The organism is Fibrella rubiginis (assembly GCF_017353185.1).
Classification (GTDB): Bacteria; Bacteroidota; Bacteroidia; order Cytophagales; family Spirosomataceae; genus Fibrella; species Fibrella rubiginis.
Genome location: NZ_JAFMYV010000001.1, coordinates 783668 through 803653 on the forward strand (window position 1 = coordinate 783668; position 19986 = coordinate 803653).

Consider the following 19986-nt stretch of genomic DNA (forward strand, 5'->3'; position numbering starts at 1 on the left):
GATTAAAACTTCAGGGTCAGGTTGGCACCCATTGTGCGGGTGGAAGGAAACTGGGCCAACTCCACGCCGGGCGTCAGGGTGCCGCTGTTGAGGTTGCCGCCCTCCGGGTCGAAGCCGGGGAAGCGGGTGAAATTGACCAGGTCGCGACCAAACACGGCCACGGTGGTTTGCCGAACGCCCACCCCACTCAGCCACCGCTGTGGCAGGTTAAACTCGAACCGCGCTTCCCGAATTTTCAGGTACGAGGCGTCGAAAATATTGGTCTCGGCATTGCTGATCTGGTAGTAGTTGTCGTAGTACGAACTGGCGGGCACTTTCACCGTATTGGGCAGGTAGCGGCCATCAGGTTGCAGCAACACACCCTCGCCAATCAGCCCGCCATCGCGGCCGGGCAGCGTGACGGTTGTCTTGCCGAGGGTGTTGTTTTTGTGGTTCGTCTGCGAATACATGCTGCCGCCCATCTGCCCGTCGAGCAGGACGCTGATGCGCACACCGCCCACCGTAAACTCGTTCATGAGGCTACCTTTCCAGTCGGCAAAGGCGTTGCCCCACAGCTTGGTCACCGGGTCGAGCGGGGCGGGTAAGCCCACCGACGAGTACACGATTTGCCCGTCGGGCGAGCGTTGAAAACCCCGGCCATACATATCGCCCATCCGGCCACCTACCCGCGCTTCAATGGTCACGTTGCCGCTATGGCTGTAGATGGTCTGGTTGGTAATACCCGCCGCCAGCTCGCGCACGTAGCTGCGGTTGCGCGACCAGATCACGGTGGTGTTCCAGCCAAATCGGCGGGTATTGACCGGTTTTCCTGTCAGCTTCACTTCCACGCCCCGGCTGTTGATGAGCCCGGCGTTGATGAGCGCGCTGGCATAACCCGACACGGGGTCGAGCGGGATGGCCAGAATCTGGTTGCGGCTATTATTGTTGTAGTAGGCCACGTCCAGCCCAATCCGGTTTTTAAACAGCCGCAGGTCCAGCCCAAACTCGTAGCTCGACGTGATTTCGGGTTTCAGATCGGCGTTGAACAGCGTGGGCGAATTGGTGAAACTGTTGCTGTAAATTTTGTCATAGTAGCGGGCCGTCTGGTAAGGTCGGGTGTCGTTGCCCACCTGCGCCCACGAGGCCCGGAATTTGGCAAACGACACGGACTGAGGCAGCCTGAACAGTTCATTCAGCAAAAAGCTGCTGCTGACAGACGGGTAGAAAAACGAGTTGTTGGCGTAGGGCAGCGTACTCGACCAGTCGTTGCGTCCCGTGACGTCGAGGAAGATTTTCTCGTCGAACGACAGTTGCCCGGCGGCATACAGGCTGTTGATGGCCTTGCGGGTTTTCTGTGGATCGGCCACGGCCTGGTCCAGGCTGTTCGAAATCTGGTATACCCCCGGCTGCGAGAGTTGATCGGCATACAGACCCGCAAAATCATACGTTTGCCGCATGGCGTTGCCGCCTGCCGAAGCAGTGATGTTGATGCGCGGGCTGAGCGCATCTTTGTAAGTGAGCAAGAAATCGGTGTTCGATTCATAGCTGAACACATTCTGTTCGCGGTACATGCCCCGTGGGTACTTGGTCATGCTGAAGGGCCGCTGCTGCGACCGGAACTCAAACGCCATATCTAGTCCCGTCCGCACCAGCAGGTCCAGTTTGGGGCTGATGGCGTAGGTAGCCGATACGTTGCCGATGACCCCGTGCCGGTTCATTTTGTTCAGCATCTCGTACAAATCGAGGTACGGATTGTCGGGGCCGGGGTTGAACGGGCTGCGCTGCTGAACACCGTCCAGACCGGGTTGCCAGTAGGGTTTGAACCATTCTGGCCGGATGTTGGGGGCCGTGCCGATCATGAGAAAATACATGATCGACTGGTTGTTGTAGCCAGCGGCAGGCAGGTTATCACTTTTCTTGTTGGTGTAATTCACCTTGCCCGTAATGCGCAGTTTGTCGGTAGCCTGCTGCGAAACCGACAGGGCCGCGTTAATCCGCTCGAAGCCCGTATTGGGCAGAATCCAGCTGTTCCTGAGCTGCGTCAGCGACAGCCGCGCCGAACCTTTGTCGGTACCGCCTTCGATGGATACACTGTTGGAATAGGTCACGCCCGTCTGGAAAAAGCCGGCGATGTAGTCGCGGTTAGCCACCCAGGGCGTACGTTCGGTGGGCTTGCCATCGGGTGCGTTGGGGTTATACTGGAAATACGACTGCCCGTTGAATTTGGGACCCCACGCCCGGCCGGCCGCCACGTTGGTGCTCGTGTTGGCCCCGTCGGCGCTGTCCAGATACGAATAATAGACGTCGGTACGGCCCTCACCGTAGGCAAACTGATAGTCGGGCCAGCGGTTCACCTGGTCGACGCTGATGTTCGAGTTGATGGTGATGCCAATGCCGCGGTCTTTCCGAACGCCCGATTTGGTGGTGATGATCAGGGCACCACCCGCCGCCCGGCTGCCGTAGAGGGCCGTGGCACCGGGGCCTTTGAGCACCGTAACTTTCTCAATATCATCGGGATTCAGGTCTGACACGCTCGATCCGTAGTCGACCGGGCTGTCCTGCGAGAGGTGAGCACTGTAGCCCGTACCCGTGATGCGGCTGCTGACGGGCACACCGTCGACCACGATCAGGGCCTGGTTATTGTCGAGGTTCAATGACGATTCGCCCCGGAGCGTTATGCGCGACGATCCCATCGGCCCCGACCCCGTTCCCTGAATGTTGAGGCCCGCCACCTTGCCGCTGAGCGTGTTGACCCAGTTGTTGGACTTGGCGTCTTTTACGGCATTTTCGTTGACGGTGGCCGCCGCGTAGCCCAGCGTTTTTTCTTCCCGCCGAATGCCCAGCGCTGTCACGACTACTTCATTGAGCAGTTGGTTGTTCTCTTTCAACTGCACGTCGATGGTAGACTGCCCCGCCAGCGAAACCTCCTGGTTAATGTAGCCGATGAAGCTGAACACCAGCACCTCGCCACCAGCCGATGGCTTTGGCAGTGTCAGGCTGTAGGCGCCCGTTGCGTTAGTGGTTGTGCCAACTGAGGTACCCTTGATAACCACGTTGACACCCGGCAGCGGCTGGTTTTTTTCGTCGCGAACGGTGCCGGCAAGGGTAGGAGATTGAGCCAGCAGATGCTGGCTGGCAAGGAGTATGAAGAAAAGCGAAATCGGTAGTGTAAATCGTTTCAGGCTCATGGGCTATCGGTTGAGTAAATACAAAACTACCCTGTCACCCAGCCCAGCACTGATCTTTCTTCTTTATTAAATCATTAATTATCAGTATGTTAACAAAATTTTTATAAACATAATGATATGACAATGCTCATGTCTTGCCGGGGCTTTTGGCTCTCTAACAGCTACGGGTCCAGTGGGTCGTAGGGGTCCATGTGCAGGCTCTCTGGGGTAGGATAAAACACCACGTCGTGGGGCGAGATGCGGTGTTTGTCGCGGTAGGGCAGGTACCCCAGTTCGCGCTGGTTGCGGGCATCAAAAGCGGCGTTGTCTACGTAGTCGGTCTGGCTTTTGGTCGACACCATCACGCACGGTTTGTCTGTCGGTACGCCATAGCGAATTAGCAGCCGGTTGGCATTGCGGAAGTTGGTGGTGGTGTGGCGGGCATGGGGGTCGATGATAATGGCGGCTTCGGGCAACTGCCAGCGCTGCATCAGGTAGCGCTTCATCTCCACGGCTTCGGCATAGGGTCCGCGGAATGGATAGCAATACCCACCGCTAACCACAACCAGCGGTGCCCAGCCCGCCCGGTACCGCGCCGCCACCAGGTCGAGCCGCATTTTGTTCAGCGGACTCAGTGGCGTAGTGGTCAGTTCGGGGCCGCTGCCGGGCACCATCATAGCGGCATAGCGGTAGTTTTTCCAGACCGTTCTGCCTACGCTGTTCGCCGCAGCCCGGTTGTCGCGCTGTTCCATCGGCTCGTGGCGGGCGGGTTCGTCGCGGTCATTGACGTCCATCAACTGCCGGGCCACGGCCAACGACGGCTGGTAAAAAAGCCGAAGGCTGTCGGCGCGTTCGGCCAATACGGCAAACATATCTTTCAACACCGTCCGGTAGGTACGTCCGTTGACGGGATAATTGGCCGAGTCGATGCGGGGATAACGGAGTTTTTTGCCCAGCCCATACTGGTCAATGATGTAGTTGATACCCACCACATACTGCCCCCATGCCCGCGCCAGCAACGCCCGATTGGGTAGGTCCACAAACCGCTGATAATAGCCCGATGGCCGCAGGTGACCGTTCACGAGTTTATCGAAAGCGGGCCGGTTTTGGTCATAGAGCCGCCCCATCGCCACCTGCAACCGGGCCGAATCGGCCGCTGCCCAGCGGAAACCCGTCACCAGCGACACCGGCGACCGGCAGGTATCGCCGGCGTGGGTTTTGATTAGAGTAGCCCGTTCACGTTGGATGGACAGAAGGGCCGTATCTTTTTCAATAAACTGCTTTACGTCAGCGAGTTGTTCAATAGCCGTGAGCAGATAAAATTGTTTGTCAGCCACCACGTCACCCGAACGGAACGGCCGGTAGGAGCGCTGGTAACCCGTTGGCGTTTGGGCGTGGAGGGAAAAAAACAGCAGGAAAAAGGCAAGCGGGAGAACGTATTTCATGACTCAATACCCCGGATTCTGGTACATTTTAGTAGGGTTCAGTTTCACCTCGTCGGCGGGGATAGGGAAGTAATAATCTTTGGGTCCGAAGTTCGACACTTTTGCCGTGCCATAGTCGGCCTGGGGTTTGGCCTGGAAATAAGCTACGGCTTCGGTGGGGGTGAAAAACCGGAGCAGGTCAAACCAGCGGTGGTTTTCAAAGGCCAGTTCCACGCGCCGCTCGTGCAGGATCGCGAGCTTCAGCGTAGGGTATTTGGCGGCGTAGGTAGCGTTGGTTTTCGCCACGGCATAGGGCGGCAGTTTGGCCCGGTCGCGCACCTGATCCAGCAGGGCAATGGCCGCGGCTTCGTCACCGAGATACAGGTTGGTTTCGGCCAGCAACAGCATCACGTCGGCGTAGCGAATCAGAATCCAGTCGTTGCCACCATAGCCGTTGGTGGTAGCCCCGGCGCTGGCATCGCGGAACTTGGTGATGAAGTAATCTTTCACGTTGGCCGCGTTGGCATATTTGATCGAAAAATCTTTCCGCACATCGCCATCTTCATACTCTTTCACCAGGTCGGCTTTCACGTTGCCACCCGCCCCCGTGGTAACCTTGAGCGAGTTGATGGTTTCACCCTGCGCCTGGTTGTTCACCGCAATGCTCGACGAATACACCGGGTCGCCCTGCCGGTACACGATCTGAAAAATGATCTCGGCATTGGTCGATTTCTTACTTACATCAAACACGTCGGCGTAAGGAATTTCTTTCAGCAGGCCAAAGCTGCGTTTGGCGTAGGCGGCGGTCAGGTAGGTTTTGGCCTGGTTCAGGTTGGCCGTCCGGTTGGCGGCGTCGAGCGTGGTGGCCATCGTCAGGTACACCTGCCCCAGCAGGGCATTGCCCGCCACTTTCGACACGCGCCCCTTCTGAGCCAGCGGCTGAACGTCGGGCAGGGGGCTGGCAATCACGTCGGTCAGGTCGGCCACGATCTGGGCGTAGACGGTCTCTTTCTTCTCCCGAAACGTACTGGCCGACACGGCATCACTCAGTAGGGGTTTGGTCACCAGCGGCACGTCGCCCCACTTGCGCACGAGGTGGAAATAGGCCAGTGCCCGGATGAATTTCACTTCGGCCTGGTACTGCGTTTTCGTCTCTGGTTTGGCAAAGCTTACGGCCTCCATGCCCGCCAGCACCTGGTTGGCGCGGGTTACGATCTGGTACAGTGCCAGCCAGTGTGCCTTCAGGTAGGTGTTGCCCGGCAGTACCGAAAAATCGTTGAACTGAAACGGCTCGCCCGCGTTCGACTGGTTGTCATTTCGGCCCGTATTGTCCGATCGTTCTTCGGAAAACAACCCGCTGTTTTCGGCCAGGGCGTTGTTGTTGCGTAGTGACTGGTACACCCCATTTACAGCCAGTTGTACGTCGTTTTCAGACTGGTAATAGTCGTTCACCGATACGGCATTGGGGTCGGTTTCGACCAGGAAATCCTGCGAACAAGCGCTCAGCGTGGAGAGGGTTGACAGCAGAAGCAGGCGGAAGAGATAAGACTGACGCATAAGATTATATTGAGATAAGTTCAATTTTGGATGGCTTGTCGAAGGGCCTCGCGTCAGCAACCACCAGCGCGAAGCCGTACGCATAAGCAAACTTGATTCAGGTTTAGAAACTAACCCGTACCCCCATGTTATACGACTTCGTCAGGGGATACACACCGTAGTCGACGCCGGGTGTGAGGTTGGTAGCGCCGTTGATGTTGGTGCCCGTGTTGCCGTTGATGTTGTAGTTGTAATCGACCTCCGGGTTATAGCCCAGGTATTTGGTGATCGTGAACACGTTGTTGGCCGATGCATATACGCGCAACCCGCTTACCTTCAGCTTATTGAACAGCGCATTGCCGGGGAACGAATAGCCTGCCGTGATGTTGGCCAGGCGTAGAAACGAGCCGTCCTGCAAATAAAAAGTAGACAGGCGGGTGCTGTTGCTCTGCGTGCCCCCGCGCGACGCCCGGTAGACGTAGCCGTTGCCCGGCTCGGCCTCGGAGCGGTAGCGGTCGGCTACCACACTGTATTGGTTGCCCGACCCTTCCATGTTGTAGAGGTAGTAATCCTGCCCGTCGAGCACCTGGTTGCCGTAGCTCCCGTTGAACGCCGCGTTCAGGTCGAACCCTTTGTAGCTGGCCGACGCTGAAAAGCCGTAGGTGAATTTGGGGTACGGGTTGCCGATGATGCCCTTATCGGCGTCGTTGATGACCCCGTCGCCGTTGGTGTCGGCAAAGATCAGATCGCCGGGTTTGAGCGGGTTGCTTGAGGCTGTGGAGCGCGGCGGCCCTTTGATTACGTAGCCTTTAGGGTACGACTGCGTGGCGGCGTTGAAGTTGGCGTTGTCGGCGGCAATGTTGTCTACGTCCGACTGCCGCACTAACCCCACCACCTGAAAACCGTAGAACATGCCGATGGGCTGCCCCTCCTGGGTGATGTGTGTCAAATACGACCGTTCGGCTCCGTTGGTGATGATCGTGCTGGCCCCGCCCAGGTTCAGCACCTTATTGCGGTTGACCGACAGATTGCCGCTCAGGTTTACTTTCAGATCGCGCCGGGCAATGACCCGGCCATCGAGTTGCAGCTCAAACCCGCTGTTCTGCACCTTCGAATCGCGGAGGTTGGTCAGAATGGACGAGGTGCCCGATATGGCCGAAATGGGTTGGCGGAACAGCAGGTTGTACGACTGGCTGACGTAGTAGTTGGCAATGACAAACAGGCGGTTGTTAAACAGCCCGGCATCTACGCCGACGTTGTATTGCGCCGTCGATTCCCAACCCAGCCGCTGATCGCGGATGTCGCCCGCCGAGAAGGCTGTGCTGATGGTGTTGTTACCAAAAACGGCTCCGCCGGGGCTGTTGAACACCTGCTGGTAGTTGTAATTGCCAATGTTGTTGTTGCCCGTGAGGCCCCAGCTTGCCCGCAGTTTCAGCGACGAGGCCTGCCCCAGCGCATTCCGGTAGAACGGCTCTTCCGACACCGTCCACCCCGCCGATACCGACGGGAAGGTGCCGTAGCGATTCAGCGGCCCAAATCGCGACGAGCCATCGCTGCGGATGGAGGCCGTCAGGAAATAGCGGCTGTCGTAGCTGTAGGCTACCCGCGCCAGGTACGACAGCAGTGTCCAGGCCGATTTGCCCGTGCCGTAGATGCCCGCCAGGCCGTTGGATGCGGTATTGAGCGTAAACAGACTGGGGTCGGCACCTTTGGCGGTAATCTCTTCGACGCGGTCATTCTGAAACCCCTGCGCCGACACGCTGATGACGTCGTTGGTGGTGCGCTGAGCCGTGTAGCCCGCCAGCGCATTCAGGCTGTTTTTACCAGACTGGCGACTATAGTTGAGGGTAAATTCACCCAACAGATCGAGTTGCGTGAGCGTCTGCGCTACGGACCGGGCAGCGGCAATGGCGGCTGGTGAATAGGGTGGGTTATTGCCGTTGCTAAGGCTGGTGGGCAGGTAGAAATCGTACTTCTCGTTATACGTCTGCGCCCCCAGATTGGCCTTGATCGACAGCCCCTGTAGGAGATCGTAGGTGGCAGTGGCGTTATACGTGCCGCGCAGCCCCTGCCGCCGGATGTTGGTCTCGCGCGCCAGGGCCACCGGGTTTTCTACCGTCTGGTAACCGAAGGTAGGCTGTTGTGAGGCGGCTTCGTTTTTGATCAGGTTGCCCTTGTCGTCATAGGCCCGGAAGTAGGGCGGGTAGATCAGCGCGCCCAGAATCGGCCCCTGGTTGAATCGGCCCTCCTGCACTTCACGGCTGTTGGTGGCCGTCACGAAAAAGTTGGCCCCCACGTGCAGCTTCTTCGACACGTCGGCGTCGATGTTGGCGCGGAGGTTGATCCGTCGCTGGCTGGTGGCCGTGATGATGCCCTCCTGCGTTTGATACCCACCGCTGAGCAAATACCGCACGCCATTGCTCCCCCCCGAAAACTGGAGCGTGTGCCGCTGCAAGGGTGCCGAACGGTACAGTTCGTCCTGCCAGTCGGTGTTGTATTTGGGGGCAATCAGTTTCTGGTTCGTAAAATCGTAAATGTCTGTCGGAATGCTCACCGACCCGGCGTTGCCCACTTTGGCAATGCGCGTGGCGTTATCGTCGGAGAACATGGCATCGGCCCAGGTTTTGCCGGCGTTGATGGTCAGGTCGCGGTAGGTGTTGTTGCGCCCGTCGATAACGAGTTGGGCAAACTGACTGGCGTTGAGCAGCTTAATTTTGTTGGCAAGCTGATTCACCCCAAATTGGTATTCATAGTCCAGCTTACCCCTGCCTTCTTTGCCGCGTTTGGTGGTAATGAGCACCACCCCGCCCGATGCCCGCGAGCCGTAGATCGCCGCCGATGCTGCATCTTTCAGCACGTCGATACTCTCAATATCGTTGGGGTTTACATACACGTCGTTAGCGGCTGGGTAGCCGTCGATCACGTAGAGGGGGTCGGAACTGGCATTGACCGAGCCGATGCCCCGCACCCGAATTTTGGTGCTGCTGTAGGGTGCACCGCTCACCTGCGCCACCTGCACGCCCGCCAGTTTTCCCACCAGTGCCTGCCCAATGGTGGGGGCCGACAGGTTCAGTTCGCGGGCTTTCACGTTGGCCACGGCCCCCGTCACGTCGCTTTTGCGCAGGGTCTGGTAGCCCACCGCCACCACTTCGGCCAGTTGGTTGACGTCTTCTTTCAAGGTTACGTTTAAGGTCGGTGCCGACCCCACAACGACTTCCTGCGCCGTGAACCCTACCGACGAAAACACGAGGGTAGCACCAGCCGTGGCGTCGATGGTGTAGCGGCCGTTGGCGTCGGTGACGGTGCCTTTCTTCGAGGCCTTTTCCACGATGGTCACGCCCGGAATGGGCTGCCCCTGTTCATCGGTGACGGTACCGGTGACGGGCACGGCCTGTTGCCGCAGCATCATTGTCGGGTGGCCGGTTGCCTGACTTGTGCTTAGTAATAAAGCATTGTTAATCAGTAGTATAGCCCATAATACATACGGATGGCGACGGCCAAAAATGGAGTAATTTGTCATAGGGGTACGTTGTGTAGGTTGTATCTGTAGAAAAACGCTGAAACCAGCTACCGCCGCAGGCCAACGGTATGCACATTATTGGTGCGGGACGAGGTCACGGCGAGGCCGGTGCTGTCGTTTAGCAGAGCAAAACCTTCCAGTTCGTCCGCCTTGTCCATGTCGATGGTGTTGATGACCTGCTCACGGCCCGCCTCGATGGATTTGGCCAGGTCAACAAACGTAAACCGCCACCGCCGTCCTTCTATCTGGTTCTGAATCAGGACCAAAATGCCTTTTTCGGGTATCCAGTGCAGGTTTTGCACCCAGGGTGAGCAGGTGAACTGCCTGGCCAGCACCCCCGGCTCACTCGTTTTTTTGGCGGTAGCCAGTCGGGCTGGGTTATAGAGCCGTACCGCGTTGGCGTGGTTACCGTAGTCGGCAGTGGCCACGTACCACTTGTTTTGGTAGTACACATATTCGGGGCGCGTGCCCTGCACGGCGGCATCGTCATCGATGGTGCGGAGCAGGTTGCCGTCCAGCGTATGGGTGCGCAACAGCCCGGCCCAGTCAATGGCGTAGATCACCGCCCGCCAGTCTGCCGGGGTGGAGGGTTTTGACGGGTCACCTACCCGGATACTGTTGCCTATGAACGTGGGCAGGGTGCCGTGGCGGGCGATACCCGTGGGGTGGTTGATCACGTCTTTCCCGGCTACGGTTAGCCTGATTTCCGGCCCCTTATATACCAGCGAATCACGATTGATGGTATAAGCCCGAAGTACTCCCACCTCGCGGTCGCCGTAGAGATAAGCCCTGCCATCCTGGTAGCTAACACCCTGACAGGCCCCTAATGAATCGAGGGTAGTGGTGCGGGTAACGGCGAGTGAGATAACTCCCGGCTGCTGGACAAACCAACCCAGACCAGCACAAAGGCAAGCCGCGATAACGAAACCGTTCATACGTTGAGTGGTGAACGCATACGCTGATTTTAGCAGAGCTAACCCGCAAGTAAGGCGTTCGTTTCCAACCGCAAAAGTCGCTGTTGGCTGTTACGTAGATGTGACTCAGCCATCGCCAAATCATTACCTTCATAACCTCCGTTTTAATGATTAGAAAACACCCGGCATATGGCTAACGGACAAATTCCCCTAGCCCTTCAATTTGTTTTCGGTAACGAATTAATGGTCGCCGTCAACTACTGATTAGTGCCAGCGCCCTGATAACCAGTAGCGTATTGGTAAGACTCGGTAAGTTGATGCACCGCTGTTACTGGACGGGTAATCGACGTTTGTCCTATCCCGTTCAGGTCATTGCTATTGTTCCTGAAGACGAACTTTGGCGTCATACTATGGCTTCATGGGCTGGTCCGGGCTTACCAGTAACCGTCGGTGGTAATCAATCTGTCCGAGATGGTAGGTTAAGTGGCCCGACAAGTGAACCAACAGCTGGTGAATGGTAGTAGGGTAGCCCAATACGTCGGTTGGGTAGGGGTCCTGTAGCTGCGAATCGCGTAGGTGATCGAATGTCCGGACCAGCCGGATGCGGGTGTCGGCAATGCCGGCCAACAACTCGGCCCTGGGTACGTCACGAGCCGAAAACTCGGTATCCCGCTGCCGGGTGTAGGCGATCTGTCCCAGTTGCCGCCCTATGTACTCGTTGAGGTTACCCAATAGGTGCAGACACAGATTACCCGCTGCGTTGGTAATACCACCCCTCACCAGCCAGAGGCTCTCTTCAGTGGTATAGGCCTCGATTTGTCCGGCCAACCGGCTCAAATCCCGATCAAACAGGTAACTAAATCCGTCAATTAACATAAGCTTGTTCGTGAATAAGTGGTGATACAGTTTGTACTAGTGCGCCCGATTGATGTTCGCCTTGCGCTTAACCAGTTCGCCTAAAAGCCGGGTGCGGATTGCCAAGTCGGGTTTGCCGAGTCGTTGCGCCAGTTGGGCCACGGCCAGGTTGAGCGAGTCGATCTCCGTTTCGCGCCCCTGACGGATGTCTACCAGCGTTGAAATGAGCTGCCCGTCCGATCGTTGACTGATTTGTAGCAGGCGCTGCTCAACGGCTTGCGCATCCAGTCGGATATGGGCCAACCCGGCTACCGCCACGCACTCGGCTATGACCTCGCGGGCCAGCGACAGGGCTAACGCGTCGCGGTGAAAGATGCCGTTATCGACATCCAGCAGTGGACAAATCGTGTTGAAGACACAGTTGGTGATTACTTTCTCCCAGACCACTGGCTCGATGGAGGGTTCGGCCCGAAACGCAAATTGGGGCGTGCTGATGTGCTCAACCAGGGCGACCAGCTCGTTTTCCTGGCCGCGCACGATGCCCACCGGCGAGGCTGCTACCGGTTTGTAGCTGACCCTTTGCGGAGCCTGCACCTGACTCGTCGCCAGCAGGACGCAACGGTACAGGGCCGGAAAACCCGCGTCCAGAAAAGGTTGCTCAATGCCCAGCCCGTTTTGTAGCAACACCATCGGCGACTGCCCTGTTTTGCCCCGCAACCGCCCGGCCAGTTCGGCGTTGCCGAAGGTCTTGCTGGTTAGCAACACAATACCGTTTAGTGGGTGCTGCGCCAGCGTTCCGGTACGTACCCTGGCCGAGCGTGTGCTGCCGTCGCTGCAGTCGACCGTCAGCAGCGTTTCCTCTTCCGGTACGTTGCCGGCCCGGCCCCGCAGCAGGTAGACCTCCCGGCCAGCCTGTTGCAGGAACACCGCCAGGGTCATCCCGATGGCCCCCGTCCCGATGATATAAATAGGCGATTGCATGGCTTAGGGTAAAACAGGTACGTCAATGATAGAACTACTATACACCCGATGCCGTGCTGACCGGAAATCTGCTTCCCGCGCCTTGTAGTTGTTGCGGACAAACGTTTGTGGGTTCCGGTCGATCAGGGGAAACCAGCTACTCTGCACCTGAATCGTCAGGCGATGGCCTTTTCTGAACGTATGCAGTACGTCGGGCAGGTGGAGCGTCAGTGCCGTGGCTCGGTTGGGTATCAGGGGTAACGGCTTTTCGTAACTGCGTCGGTACCGGCTGCGCAGTACGTCGGCCCGGACCAACTGTTGGTAATTTGCCAGCTGGGTTTGAGGATTAGGCAGATACGGGTGGTTTGGCTCGTCGGGCGGGTACACGTCGATGACTTTCACGATCCAGTCGGCGTCGGTGCCGTTTGTACTCACCTGCAGGCGTACGGTGATTTCGCCCCCTACGGTCAGGTCCTGGCTCAGCGGTTCACTTTGGTAAGTGAGTACGTCGGGGCGGGTACTGGCGAACCGCTGATCGGCAGACATATAGCTGAACAGAGCACTAAAATCGGGTTCGGCGGTCAGGCTGGCTTCGGTATACGGCACCGGGTTGGCCGGGTCGCTGACGTACGCTCTGTAGCCGGGCTGGTCCTGCGGCCGGGTGGTCAGCTTCCCGGTCGTCGACAGATACCAGCGCACGGACTGGCGGCGGGGTAAGGGCCATTGCGCCGGGGTTTGCCAGCGTTTCAGGCCCGTGTCGAACAGGCTCACCGGGGGCAGGGCCTCACCCGTTGCTTTCAGGTGATGGCGAAAAAACGGCGCTTCCAGCCTGCGCTGGTAGTCGGTAGCCAGGCTATCGCCAAAATAGAGATCGTTGTGCAGTGTATGTCCGGCTTCAGTCGTCCAGCCCCGGTGCCCAAACGGCCCCATCACCAGCATCGGGCGTGCTACTGGGCTGTGCTGCCGAAGCGTTCGGTGCACCTGAAGGGTTCCGTACAGGTTTTCGGCATCGAACCACCCCCCGACCACCAGCACCGCCGGCCAGACCCCGCGCAGATGGGGCAGGATGTTGCGCCGTTGCCAGAAGGCATCGTAGTTGGGGTGTTGCACCGTTTGCTGCCAGAATGGGTTGCGGGCCAGATACTGCCGGGCATTGGCCAGCGGCCCCAAATGCTTGTGCCAGGCATATTCGGTCTGGTTGTCGGTCGGGATCAGCGCGTCGGCAAACCAGGGGCGGGTGGTTGGCCGGGGTGGTCCACTGCCGAAGAGCGGATACGCCAGCAGGGCTACCTGCGTGAAGGCCCCGTTGTGGTGGATATCTTCCCGGAAAAAATCGGCGATGGGGGCCTGGGGCGACACGGCTTTCAGGGCCGGATGCGCGTTGATAGCCCCGGCTATGGCGTAGAAGCCCGCATAGCTCACCCCCCACATACCCACCCGCCCGTTGTGGTAGGGCACGTGCCGCAGCAGCCAGTCGATGGTATCATGCGCATCGGTGCTTTCGTCGGTGCGGCGGGGTTGGGCAGCGTGGTGGTGGGTACGTTGCATCGGGGTCATGTTGGTCCAGCGGCCTCCCGAAGCCCACCGCCCCCGCACGTCCTGATACACGAAGATGTACCCGTCGGCCTGCACCGTGGGCGACGGCCCCAGGGTTTTGGGATACTGATCGGGGCCGTAGGGGTTGGTGCCAAAGCAGGTGCGCTGCATCAGAAACGGGTAGGTGTGGCGGCTGGAAGCATCGCGGGGGACGTACACGGCGGTGTAGAGCGTTACCCCGTCGCGCATGGGTATGCGGTATTCCAGTTTCTGGTACCGCGCCCGGACCTCGTCGGTTGCCCAGCCTGGTGTTGCCCCTATAAGCAGTAGCAGCAGTACCAGTCCAAGCGAGACCGAGGTGCGTCGGCATAGCCGATGTTTTGGGTAAATCAGGTTGTTCATCTGGCGCATTGTTGGTGCAATCGGTGGCCGATTTGGCGCAGGCCCCACTCCACGCGGTCGTCGAAGGGCAGCCCGTAGCTGAGCCGCATGCAATGGCCGTACTGGGGCTGGAAGCTGAACAGCCGGCCCGGCATGATACTGATTTGGTCTGTGGCCAGGGCGTTGGTCAGCGCGATGGTGTCGTAAGCCGGGTCTACTTCAACCCAAAGCGTGAACCCGCCCGCTGGGCCGCTGATGCGGGTGCCGGGGGGAAAATACCGCCGGATCGTTTGCTGATACCGGGCGCAGTTGGTCTTCAGGGTCTGCCGCAGTCGGCGCAGGTGTAGCTCATAACGGTCATTCGCCAGAAACTGGGCTACCGCCTGCTGTGTCAGGCCCGGCGAGAACCCCGCCTGATACCGCTTGATCTGAAGCACGGCCTCGGCGTACCGCCCCGGTGCCACCCAGCCGACCCGGTAGCCGGGGGCCAGCGTTTTACTGAACGAGCCGCACCAGAGCACCCAACCGTGGGGGTCGTAGGCTTTGCATGGGCGGGGGCGGTCGGGCGAAAAGTGCAGGTCGCCGTAGAGGTCATCTTCGATAAGCGGCGTCCGGTACGTTTCCAGTAGCCTCACCAACCGCTGTTTGTGCGTGTCGGGCATGCAACAGCCCAATGGGTTGCTGAAGTTAGGCACCAGCAAACAGGCCTGTACCTGCCCGGCCCGCAGGTAGCCTTCCAGCACGTCGAGGTCAACGCCTGTCAGTGGGTCGGTTGGTAGTTCGAGCACGTTCAGGCCCATTGACCGCAGCAGGTGCAGAATGCCGAAATAAACAGGACTCTCCACCGCTACGGTGTCGCCCGGTCGGATTGTTGCTCGCAGGCACAGGGTCATGGCGCCCGTACAGCCTTCCGTCGTGATAAGGTCGTCTTCGGTCAGTTGCCCGCCCCAAAACAAGGCGTAGCGGGCAATCTGCCGCCGCAGGGCCAGGTTTCCGGCTATCAGTTCGTAGTCGGTGCCCGCGTTGGACAGTTCGCGTTGGGCCTGTTGCAGGGCCTTCGTCAGCTTGGCAACAGGCAATAGCCTGGGGGCCGGAACCCCCAGCGAAAACGGCAACCACCCGGCCTGCCGTTGCTGCTGCATCAGCCGGGCCAATAGGGTTTCCAGGTCTGAAGAGGCATCAGGTAGGGCTGTCGCCTGTGGGGCTGATCGCTGGGGCACGCGCTGTTGCCGTTGGCTGAGGGTACGGGCGTAATAGCCCGACTGCGGACGCGCTTCAACCAGCCCCTCGGCTTCCAGGCGGTAGTAGGCTTGTTGCACCGTATTGATGCTGACACCCAGTTCCTGACTAAGCGTACGAACCGAGGGGAGTTTGTCGCCTTCGGTGAGTAAACCCAGGCGAAGCTGATCGCTAAGCTGACGGGCAACCTGCTCATATTTGGGTACAAAGGCAACCATTGGGATGACGATTGATCGGCAAGTGCGCAAAGGTAGACGGGCCTTCTGTACGAATTGCCATACACATTTTACGAAATAAAGCCGTACAGTTTGTGGCCAGGCACCGGCACTGGTCAGACCCGGCTGTACGCCTGCCAACCCGCCGAAGTGTTTCTGTTTTCAGGCCTGTTGAAGCCCTACTTTTGGGGCATGCAAGACACTGGTTTCTGGACAAAACGCCAATTAATCATGCCAACCGATACACGAACCAGCCGGATTAACGAGTTCATTTATTATAAGCAGCTGGGTGAAAAAGCCCTGGCTCAGGTACCCGACGATAAACTTGACTGGCAGTATAACGAGACCTGCAACAGTGCGGCAACCATCGTCAACCACCTGTGGGGCAATATGCTCAGCCGGTGGACGGACTTCCTGACCACCGATGGCGAGAAAACGTGGCGCGACCGGGATGCGGAGTTTGAGAACACCCTGCACACGCGCGCCGAGGTGATGCAACGGTGGCACGAAGGCTGGACCGTCCTGCTCGATACGCTACATAGCCTGACGGAAGACGACCTGGATAAAACCATCTATATCCGCCATCAGGGGCATACCGTTCGGGAGGCTATCGACAGGCAACTGGCGCACTACCCGTACCACGTCGGCCAACTGGTGATGCTGGGCAAGATGCTGACTACCAACTGGGTGTCGCTGTCGATACCCAAGGGCGCTTCTCAGCAATACAATCAGGACAAGTTTTCGCAACCGCCCCACCCCGAACACTTTACCGCCGAATACCTGAAACCGGACCAGTCCGATAAAACCGTTTAAGACACCCCAACGATGCTCACACAGGAAAACGCCACTCAATTTGCTACGAACTGGCTGCGTGCGTTCAATGCCCATGATCTGGATGCCATTCTGGAACATTACACGGATGATGTCGAATTTCACTCGCCCTTTATTCGGCTGCTGGAGGTCAACGAGTCGGGTTGCGTTCGCGGCAAAGAAGCGCTGAGGCACTACTTTCAACGCGGCCTGACTGCCTACCCTGACCTGCACTTCACGTTGCATGAAGTTCTGGCGGGCATTGACACCCTGGTCATCTACTATACGTCGGTCACGAATCGGCTGGCCGCCGAGGTATTCCAGCTGGACGATGCCGGCCGGGCGCAGAAGGTGCTCTGTCACTACACCTGATCCTACACGTCCGGCGCGGCAGTTCAGATTACCTGGCTTACGCACTACGGTCGGTTCTAGGTGTCCGTATCTGTCAGAACAGCCTTACTCGTAGATTGCCTTTATTATCCATGTTCCGGCAGTGGGCTTTGGAATTTGGACCCACTCGTGTTTAGCGTCAAAGTTTTTCCAGACCTTTCCGTTGACCACCACGCTCCGCAGCCGTTTTTCCTGAGGATGGCGAAAGCGAACGAGCAACAAATTGGGCGGGTTTCGATCCGGCAGCTCAACGCGGGCATTGATACTCCCCGTAGCCACCTGGCTCTCCAGCTGAAAGGACACTGGCCCAAAGTAGGAAGGTGCCTGGCGGACAACAATCTGCTTTCCCTGTTCTAACCAGGGACGTGGAACAGCTTGGCCAATAACCAATGTGCTGTCGTTGCGCTCGTTGAGCAGCATATGCCGGTACAACTCAAACCAGGCTCCGTCGGTACTTGGTGGGCCATAATATTGCCCCCAGGCCCATCGGTGTTCAACCGACGAGAGTTGATGATGCGAAAAGCCGCAGGCCATCAGGCTGTAAAATGCCCGAATGGCTGCTTTCGGTTCGTCTCTTTTCAGGTAGACACTGGCCTGCTGAACGTATACGGGTTCGTTGGCAGCTCCCTGGTTTTTCAGGAACAGATTATCTTCATGGTCGTGTAGCATAGCCGTAGCCAGCCAGCCCTGGGGGTCAATGGCCTCCAGTCTGGCTAAGTGCAGAGGGCCACAGTCTACGTCTGTCGGGTACCACTGGTCCATCAACCGCCGCGGCGTCATGGCGTCGGTTGGCACGAAGTTGGTCCAGCTTCCATCAGCCAGTTGTACTACCGCCGATTTTACGCTGCTGCGTGCAAAAGCCCGTTCAACAGCCTGCTTCATGCTGGCGGCCACCTGCTGTACCTCCTTCGCCCTGGGGTGACCATATACGGCCAGGGCCTGCCCGAATAGTGTCAGGCCAGCCACATAGTAAGCCTGCGAAAAGGCCCATTCCCGCTCGGCGTGGGTGAGGTCGTTTAGCGGTCCGCGAATCAGGCCGTTTGCCGCGCTGTCGGTGCCCGCTTTGGCTACCTGAGCCAGGCACCAGTTCAGTGTCCTGAGCGAAGAAGGCAACAGGCGGTCGAACCGGGTTCGGTCTCTGGATAACAGGTAGTTTTTGGCGATGGCGTACAGCTGACCCGGTGAATACACCCCCCAGTTAGCGTATCCCCCAATCCGGCCATCGGGTTGTTGCTGACTTTGAAACATGGCGGCCAGCTCGTCGTCGGCCACCTGCCCGTGCCCCCGCAGGCCATAGAGCATATAGTCTACGTACACGGCCTGGTTGATTGGCCAGTCAGCATTGCGTTGGCCATAGGCGGTATTGGCATAGGGTAAGTCCATGTGCGGCTTTCCCTGCTCGTCGGCCCGATGACGGGGCAGAATGAGCGCATGCCACAGATTGGCGCGGAAAAGATCGTTCACGGCCTGTTCAGGAACCTGGAAATGAGCACCCTGACTAAGCCAGTTCTCCCAATAATTCACAACAACCGCTCGCGACGCCGTGAAATCGACGGCTTGTAGGGTCGGTAGGGAATCGGCAGCCAGCACTGGCGAAGGCAGCTTCACCAGGATTTCCCGCGTTTCACCCGCTTTCAGGTTTCCAGTGCACGTTACCTCAAGGGTTGAATTGGCAGCGGCGACCACTGGGTTGCTGACCTGCACAGAGAAACCGGGGCCAGCCTCTACCAATAGCCAGATGCGGTTGGTGCTACGGTCTACAATAGCCCAGTCATTGCCAACCTGTCTGGCTTCCAGTTGATTCTCCTTCGTGTCTGCGGCCAACCGGAAGCCGACGATTGCCGGCCCCGCTTTGCCCGACATCCGTACGCGGGTGAGCAAGGCACCAGGCTGGTTGCCCTGGTGCGTCGCGGGTAGTGTTGGGATGGGGGCCGCAAATTGTTCAATGTCACACTGCTGACCGCTACGCTCCAGTTGTGTCAAACAGATAGGCAGCCCGTTTACAATGGTTTGTGATTTCCAGTGACTACCCGGCCACACGAAGTCAAAACGGAACCGGTGGGGAGAAGCAAAATCGGGTCGCACATTCGCCCAGCGATCAATGGCAAATTTGTAGAGCGAACCATGGGCAGCCGTCGTAACCAGCAGATGGCCCTTTGTGCCCAGATATGTCGTTTGCCAGGAAACATCCCATTGATTTGGGTTGCCAAAATCGGCCCAGCTTGTTTTGAACTGGCTGAGGGTAGCATCGGGCGCCTGTTTAACCTGATCGAGCGTTCGTTTGCCTGTCAGGGATGCGATGTGCTTCTCAAAGTCAATTGGTTTGTCGGCCAGTGTGATATACACATCGTGTTCAGGAAGCCACATCGCCCCGTGGCGCAGCAGTTGTTCTATCGCAACAGAAAATCCCCTGGTACCATCGTCGGCAAGCCGAACCATTAATAATGGCGTATCAGGCTGTTTCCATGTATCGTCCGTCAGTCGGGCGGCTTGACCAGCCGAGCCATGTTCCAGTAAATATCCCCACATGGCGTCATTCTTAATCGCATACGGATCGTTGTGCGCAGCCAGTTTGCGTGGTGCAGCGTTCGGTTTCGGCCACGTAACCTCAACGAGCAATACGTCAACATCACCCAGGCCGGTCGTTAGCCGGGATGTAACGGCAATCCGGTCGTTTTTTTCGATGCTCTTTCCAGTTGGTCTGGACACGGTCAAACCCGCGGAGTTGCCAATCAGCCGCACCGAATGAGCTACCCGACGGATAGCCCGGTGGCCCAGGGAAATACGTAGTTTCGCCGATTGCACGTCGGCTGTCTGAGCAGGTGAAGCAACTCCTGTATTGGCAACACCAAGCCAACTCGCCAGACAAGTCCAGTAAACGATTTTTTTGTGACAATGCATAAACGCCCTACTAATTCATGCTGAATCAACTGATATTCTGTGATCTAGCGTAAGCGCCTGGAACGCCTATCAGCGCAATTTGGCGATTTACTCACTTAGCCCTTGAGCTTCTACTCTAAAGCAGGTGCTCACAGCTAACCAGGCCTTTACCAGCCTGCT

General features: G+C 58.1%; 12 protein-coding genes. 2 read left to right on the forward strand and 10 right to left on the reverse strand.

Translation table 11 applies throughout. The features are described from left to right. Positions 1 to 2: 2 nt before the first annotated feature. The 9 genes from J2I47_RS03020 to J2I47_RS03060 form a co-directional block, all read right to left on the reverse strand. On the reverse strand, positions 3 to 3167 hold the full coding sequence (locus J2I47_RS03020; RefSeq protein WP_207363059.1) for a SusC/RagA family TonB-linked outer membrane protein: 3165 nt from the start codon (positions 3165 to 3167) through the stop codon (positions 3 to 5). 161 nt (positions 3168 to 3328) lie between these two features. Next, complete coding sequence (locus tag J2I47_RS03025; RefSeq protein ID WP_207363060.1) at positions 3329 to 4591, reverse strand: YdcF family protein; 1263 nt, start codon at positions 4589 to 4591, stop codon at positions 3329 to 3331. Between the two features lie 3 nt (positions 4592 to 4594). Next, positions 4595 to 6127 (reverse strand): RagB/SusD family nutrient uptake outer membrane protein, encoded by a 1533-nt coding sequence (locus J2I47_RS03030; RefSeq protein WP_207363061.1) that lies wholly within the window; start codon positions 6125 to 6127, stop codon positions 4595 to 4597. A gap of 103 nt (positions 6128 to 6230) precedes the next feature. Continuing rightward, positions 6231 to 9626, reverse strand: a complete 3396-nt coding sequence (locus tag J2I47_RS03035; RefSeq protein ID WP_207363062.1) for a SusC/RagA family TonB-linked outer membrane protein — start codon at positions 9624 to 9626, stop codon at positions 6231 to 6233. A 47-nt stretch (positions 9627 to 9673) separates the two neighbouring features. Continuing rightward, positions 9674 to 10561 carry a hypothetical protein gene (locus J2I47_RS03040; protein ID WP_229374223.1) on the reverse strand — a complete coding sequence of 296 codons (888 nt, stop codon included), beginning with the start codon at positions 10559 to 10561 and terminating at the stop codon, positions 9674 to 9676. Between the two features lie 387 nt (positions 10562 to 10948). Beyond that, complete coding sequence (locus tag J2I47_RS03045) at positions 10949 to 11416, reverse strand: DinB family protein (RefSeq protein ID WP_207363063.1); 468 nt, start codon at positions 11414 to 11416, stop codon at positions 10949 to 10951. A gap of 36 nt (positions 11417 to 11452) precedes the next feature. After that, entirely contained in the window at positions 11453 to 12376 is a 924-nt protein-coding gene (locus J2I47_RS03050; RefSeq protein ID WP_207363064.1) for a ketopantoate reductase family protein, read from the reverse strand. Positions 12377 to 12379: 3 nt separating this feature from the next. Continuing rightward, entirely contained in the window at positions 12380 to 14293 is a 1914-nt protein-coding gene (locus J2I47_RS03055; RefSeq protein ID WP_229374225.1) for a CocE/NonD family hydrolase, read from the reverse strand. Next, complete coding sequence (locus J2I47_RS03060; protein ID WP_207363066.1) at positions 14290 to 15729, reverse strand: aminotransferase-like domain-containing protein; 1440 nt, start codon at positions 15727 to 15729, stop codon at positions 14290 to 14292. Before J2I47_RS03060 ends, J2I47_RS03055 begins: the two co-directional genes overlap by 4 nt. A 228-nt stretch (positions 15730 to 15957) precedes the next feature. Between J2I47_RS03060 and J2I47_RS03065 the strand changes: the two genes are divergently transcribed. Continuing rightward, positions 15958 to 16539, forward strand: coding sequence for a DUF1572 family protein (locus tag J2I47_RS03065; RefSeq protein WP_207363067.1), 582 nt, complete (start codon positions 15958 to 15960; stop codon positions 16537 to 16539). A gap of 12 nt (positions 16540 to 16551) precedes the next feature. After that, complete coding sequence (locus J2I47_RS03070) at positions 16552 to 16908, forward strand: nuclear transport factor 2 family protein (protein WP_207363068.1); 357 nt, start codon at positions 16552 to 16554, stop codon at positions 16906 to 16908. 84 nt (positions 16909 to 16992) lie between these two features. Here the strand turns inward: J2I47_RS03070 and J2I47_RS03075 are convergent, their stop codons facing one another. Beyond that, a complete protein-coding gene (locus tag J2I47_RS03075; protein ID WP_207363069.1) occupies positions 16993 to 19827 on the reverse strand; it encodes a hypothetical protein in 2835 nt (944 codons plus the stop codon). Positions 19828 to 19986: the final 159 nt, after the last annotated feature.

Excerpts from the sequence above, each read along its gene's own strand:
- J2I47_RS03035 (WP_207363062.1), bottom strand. The coding sequence starts at position 9,626 with ATGACAAATTACTCCATTTTTGGCCGTCGCCATCCGTATGTATTATGG.
- J2I47_RS03020 (WP_207363059.1), bottom strand. The coding sequence starts at position 3,167 with ATGAGCCTGAAACGATTTACACTACCGATTTCGCTTTTCTTCATACTC.
- J2I47_RS03025 (WP_207363060.1), bottom strand. The coding sequence starts at position 4,591 with ATGAAATACGTTCTCCCGCTTGCCTTTTTCCTGCTGTTTTTTTCCCTC.
- J2I47_RS03045 (WP_207363063.1), bottom strand. The coding sequence starts at position 11,416 with ATGTTAATTGACGGATTTAGTTACCTGTTTGATCGGGATTTGAGCCGG.
- J2I47_RS03030 (WP_207363061.1), bottom strand. The coding sequence starts at position 6,127 with ATGCGTCAGTCTTATCTCTTCCGCCTGCTTCTGCTGTCAACCCTCTCC.
- J2I47_RS03055 (WP_229374225.1), bottom strand. The coding sequence starts at position 14,293 with ATGAACAACCTGATTTACCCAAAACATCGGCTATGCCGACGCACCTCG.
- J2I47_RS03040 (WP_229374223.1), bottom strand. The coding sequence starts at position 10,561 with ATGAACGGTTTCGTTATCGCGGCTTGCCTTTGTGCTGGTCTGGGTTGG.
- J2I47_RS03060 (WP_207363066.1), bottom strand. The coding sequence starts at position 15,729 with ATGGTTGCCTTTGTACCCAAATATGAGCAGGTTGCCCGTCAGCTTAGC.
- J2I47_RS03075 (WP_207363069.1), bottom strand. The coding sequence starts at position 19,827 with ATGCATTGTCACAAAAAAATCGTTTACTGGACTTGTCTGGCGAGTTGG.
- J2I47_RS03070 (WP_207363068.1), top strand. The coding sequence starts at position 16,552 with ATGCTCACACAGGAAAACGCCACTCAATTTGCTACGAACTGGCTGCGT.
- J2I47_RS03065 (WP_207363067.1), top strand. The coding sequence starts at position 15,958 with ATGCCAACCGATACACGAACCAGCCGGATTAACGAGTTCATTTATTAT.
- J2I47_RS03050 (WP_207363064.1), bottom strand. The coding sequence starts at position 12,376 with ATGCAATCGCCTATTTATATCATCGGGACGGGGGCCATCGGGATGACC.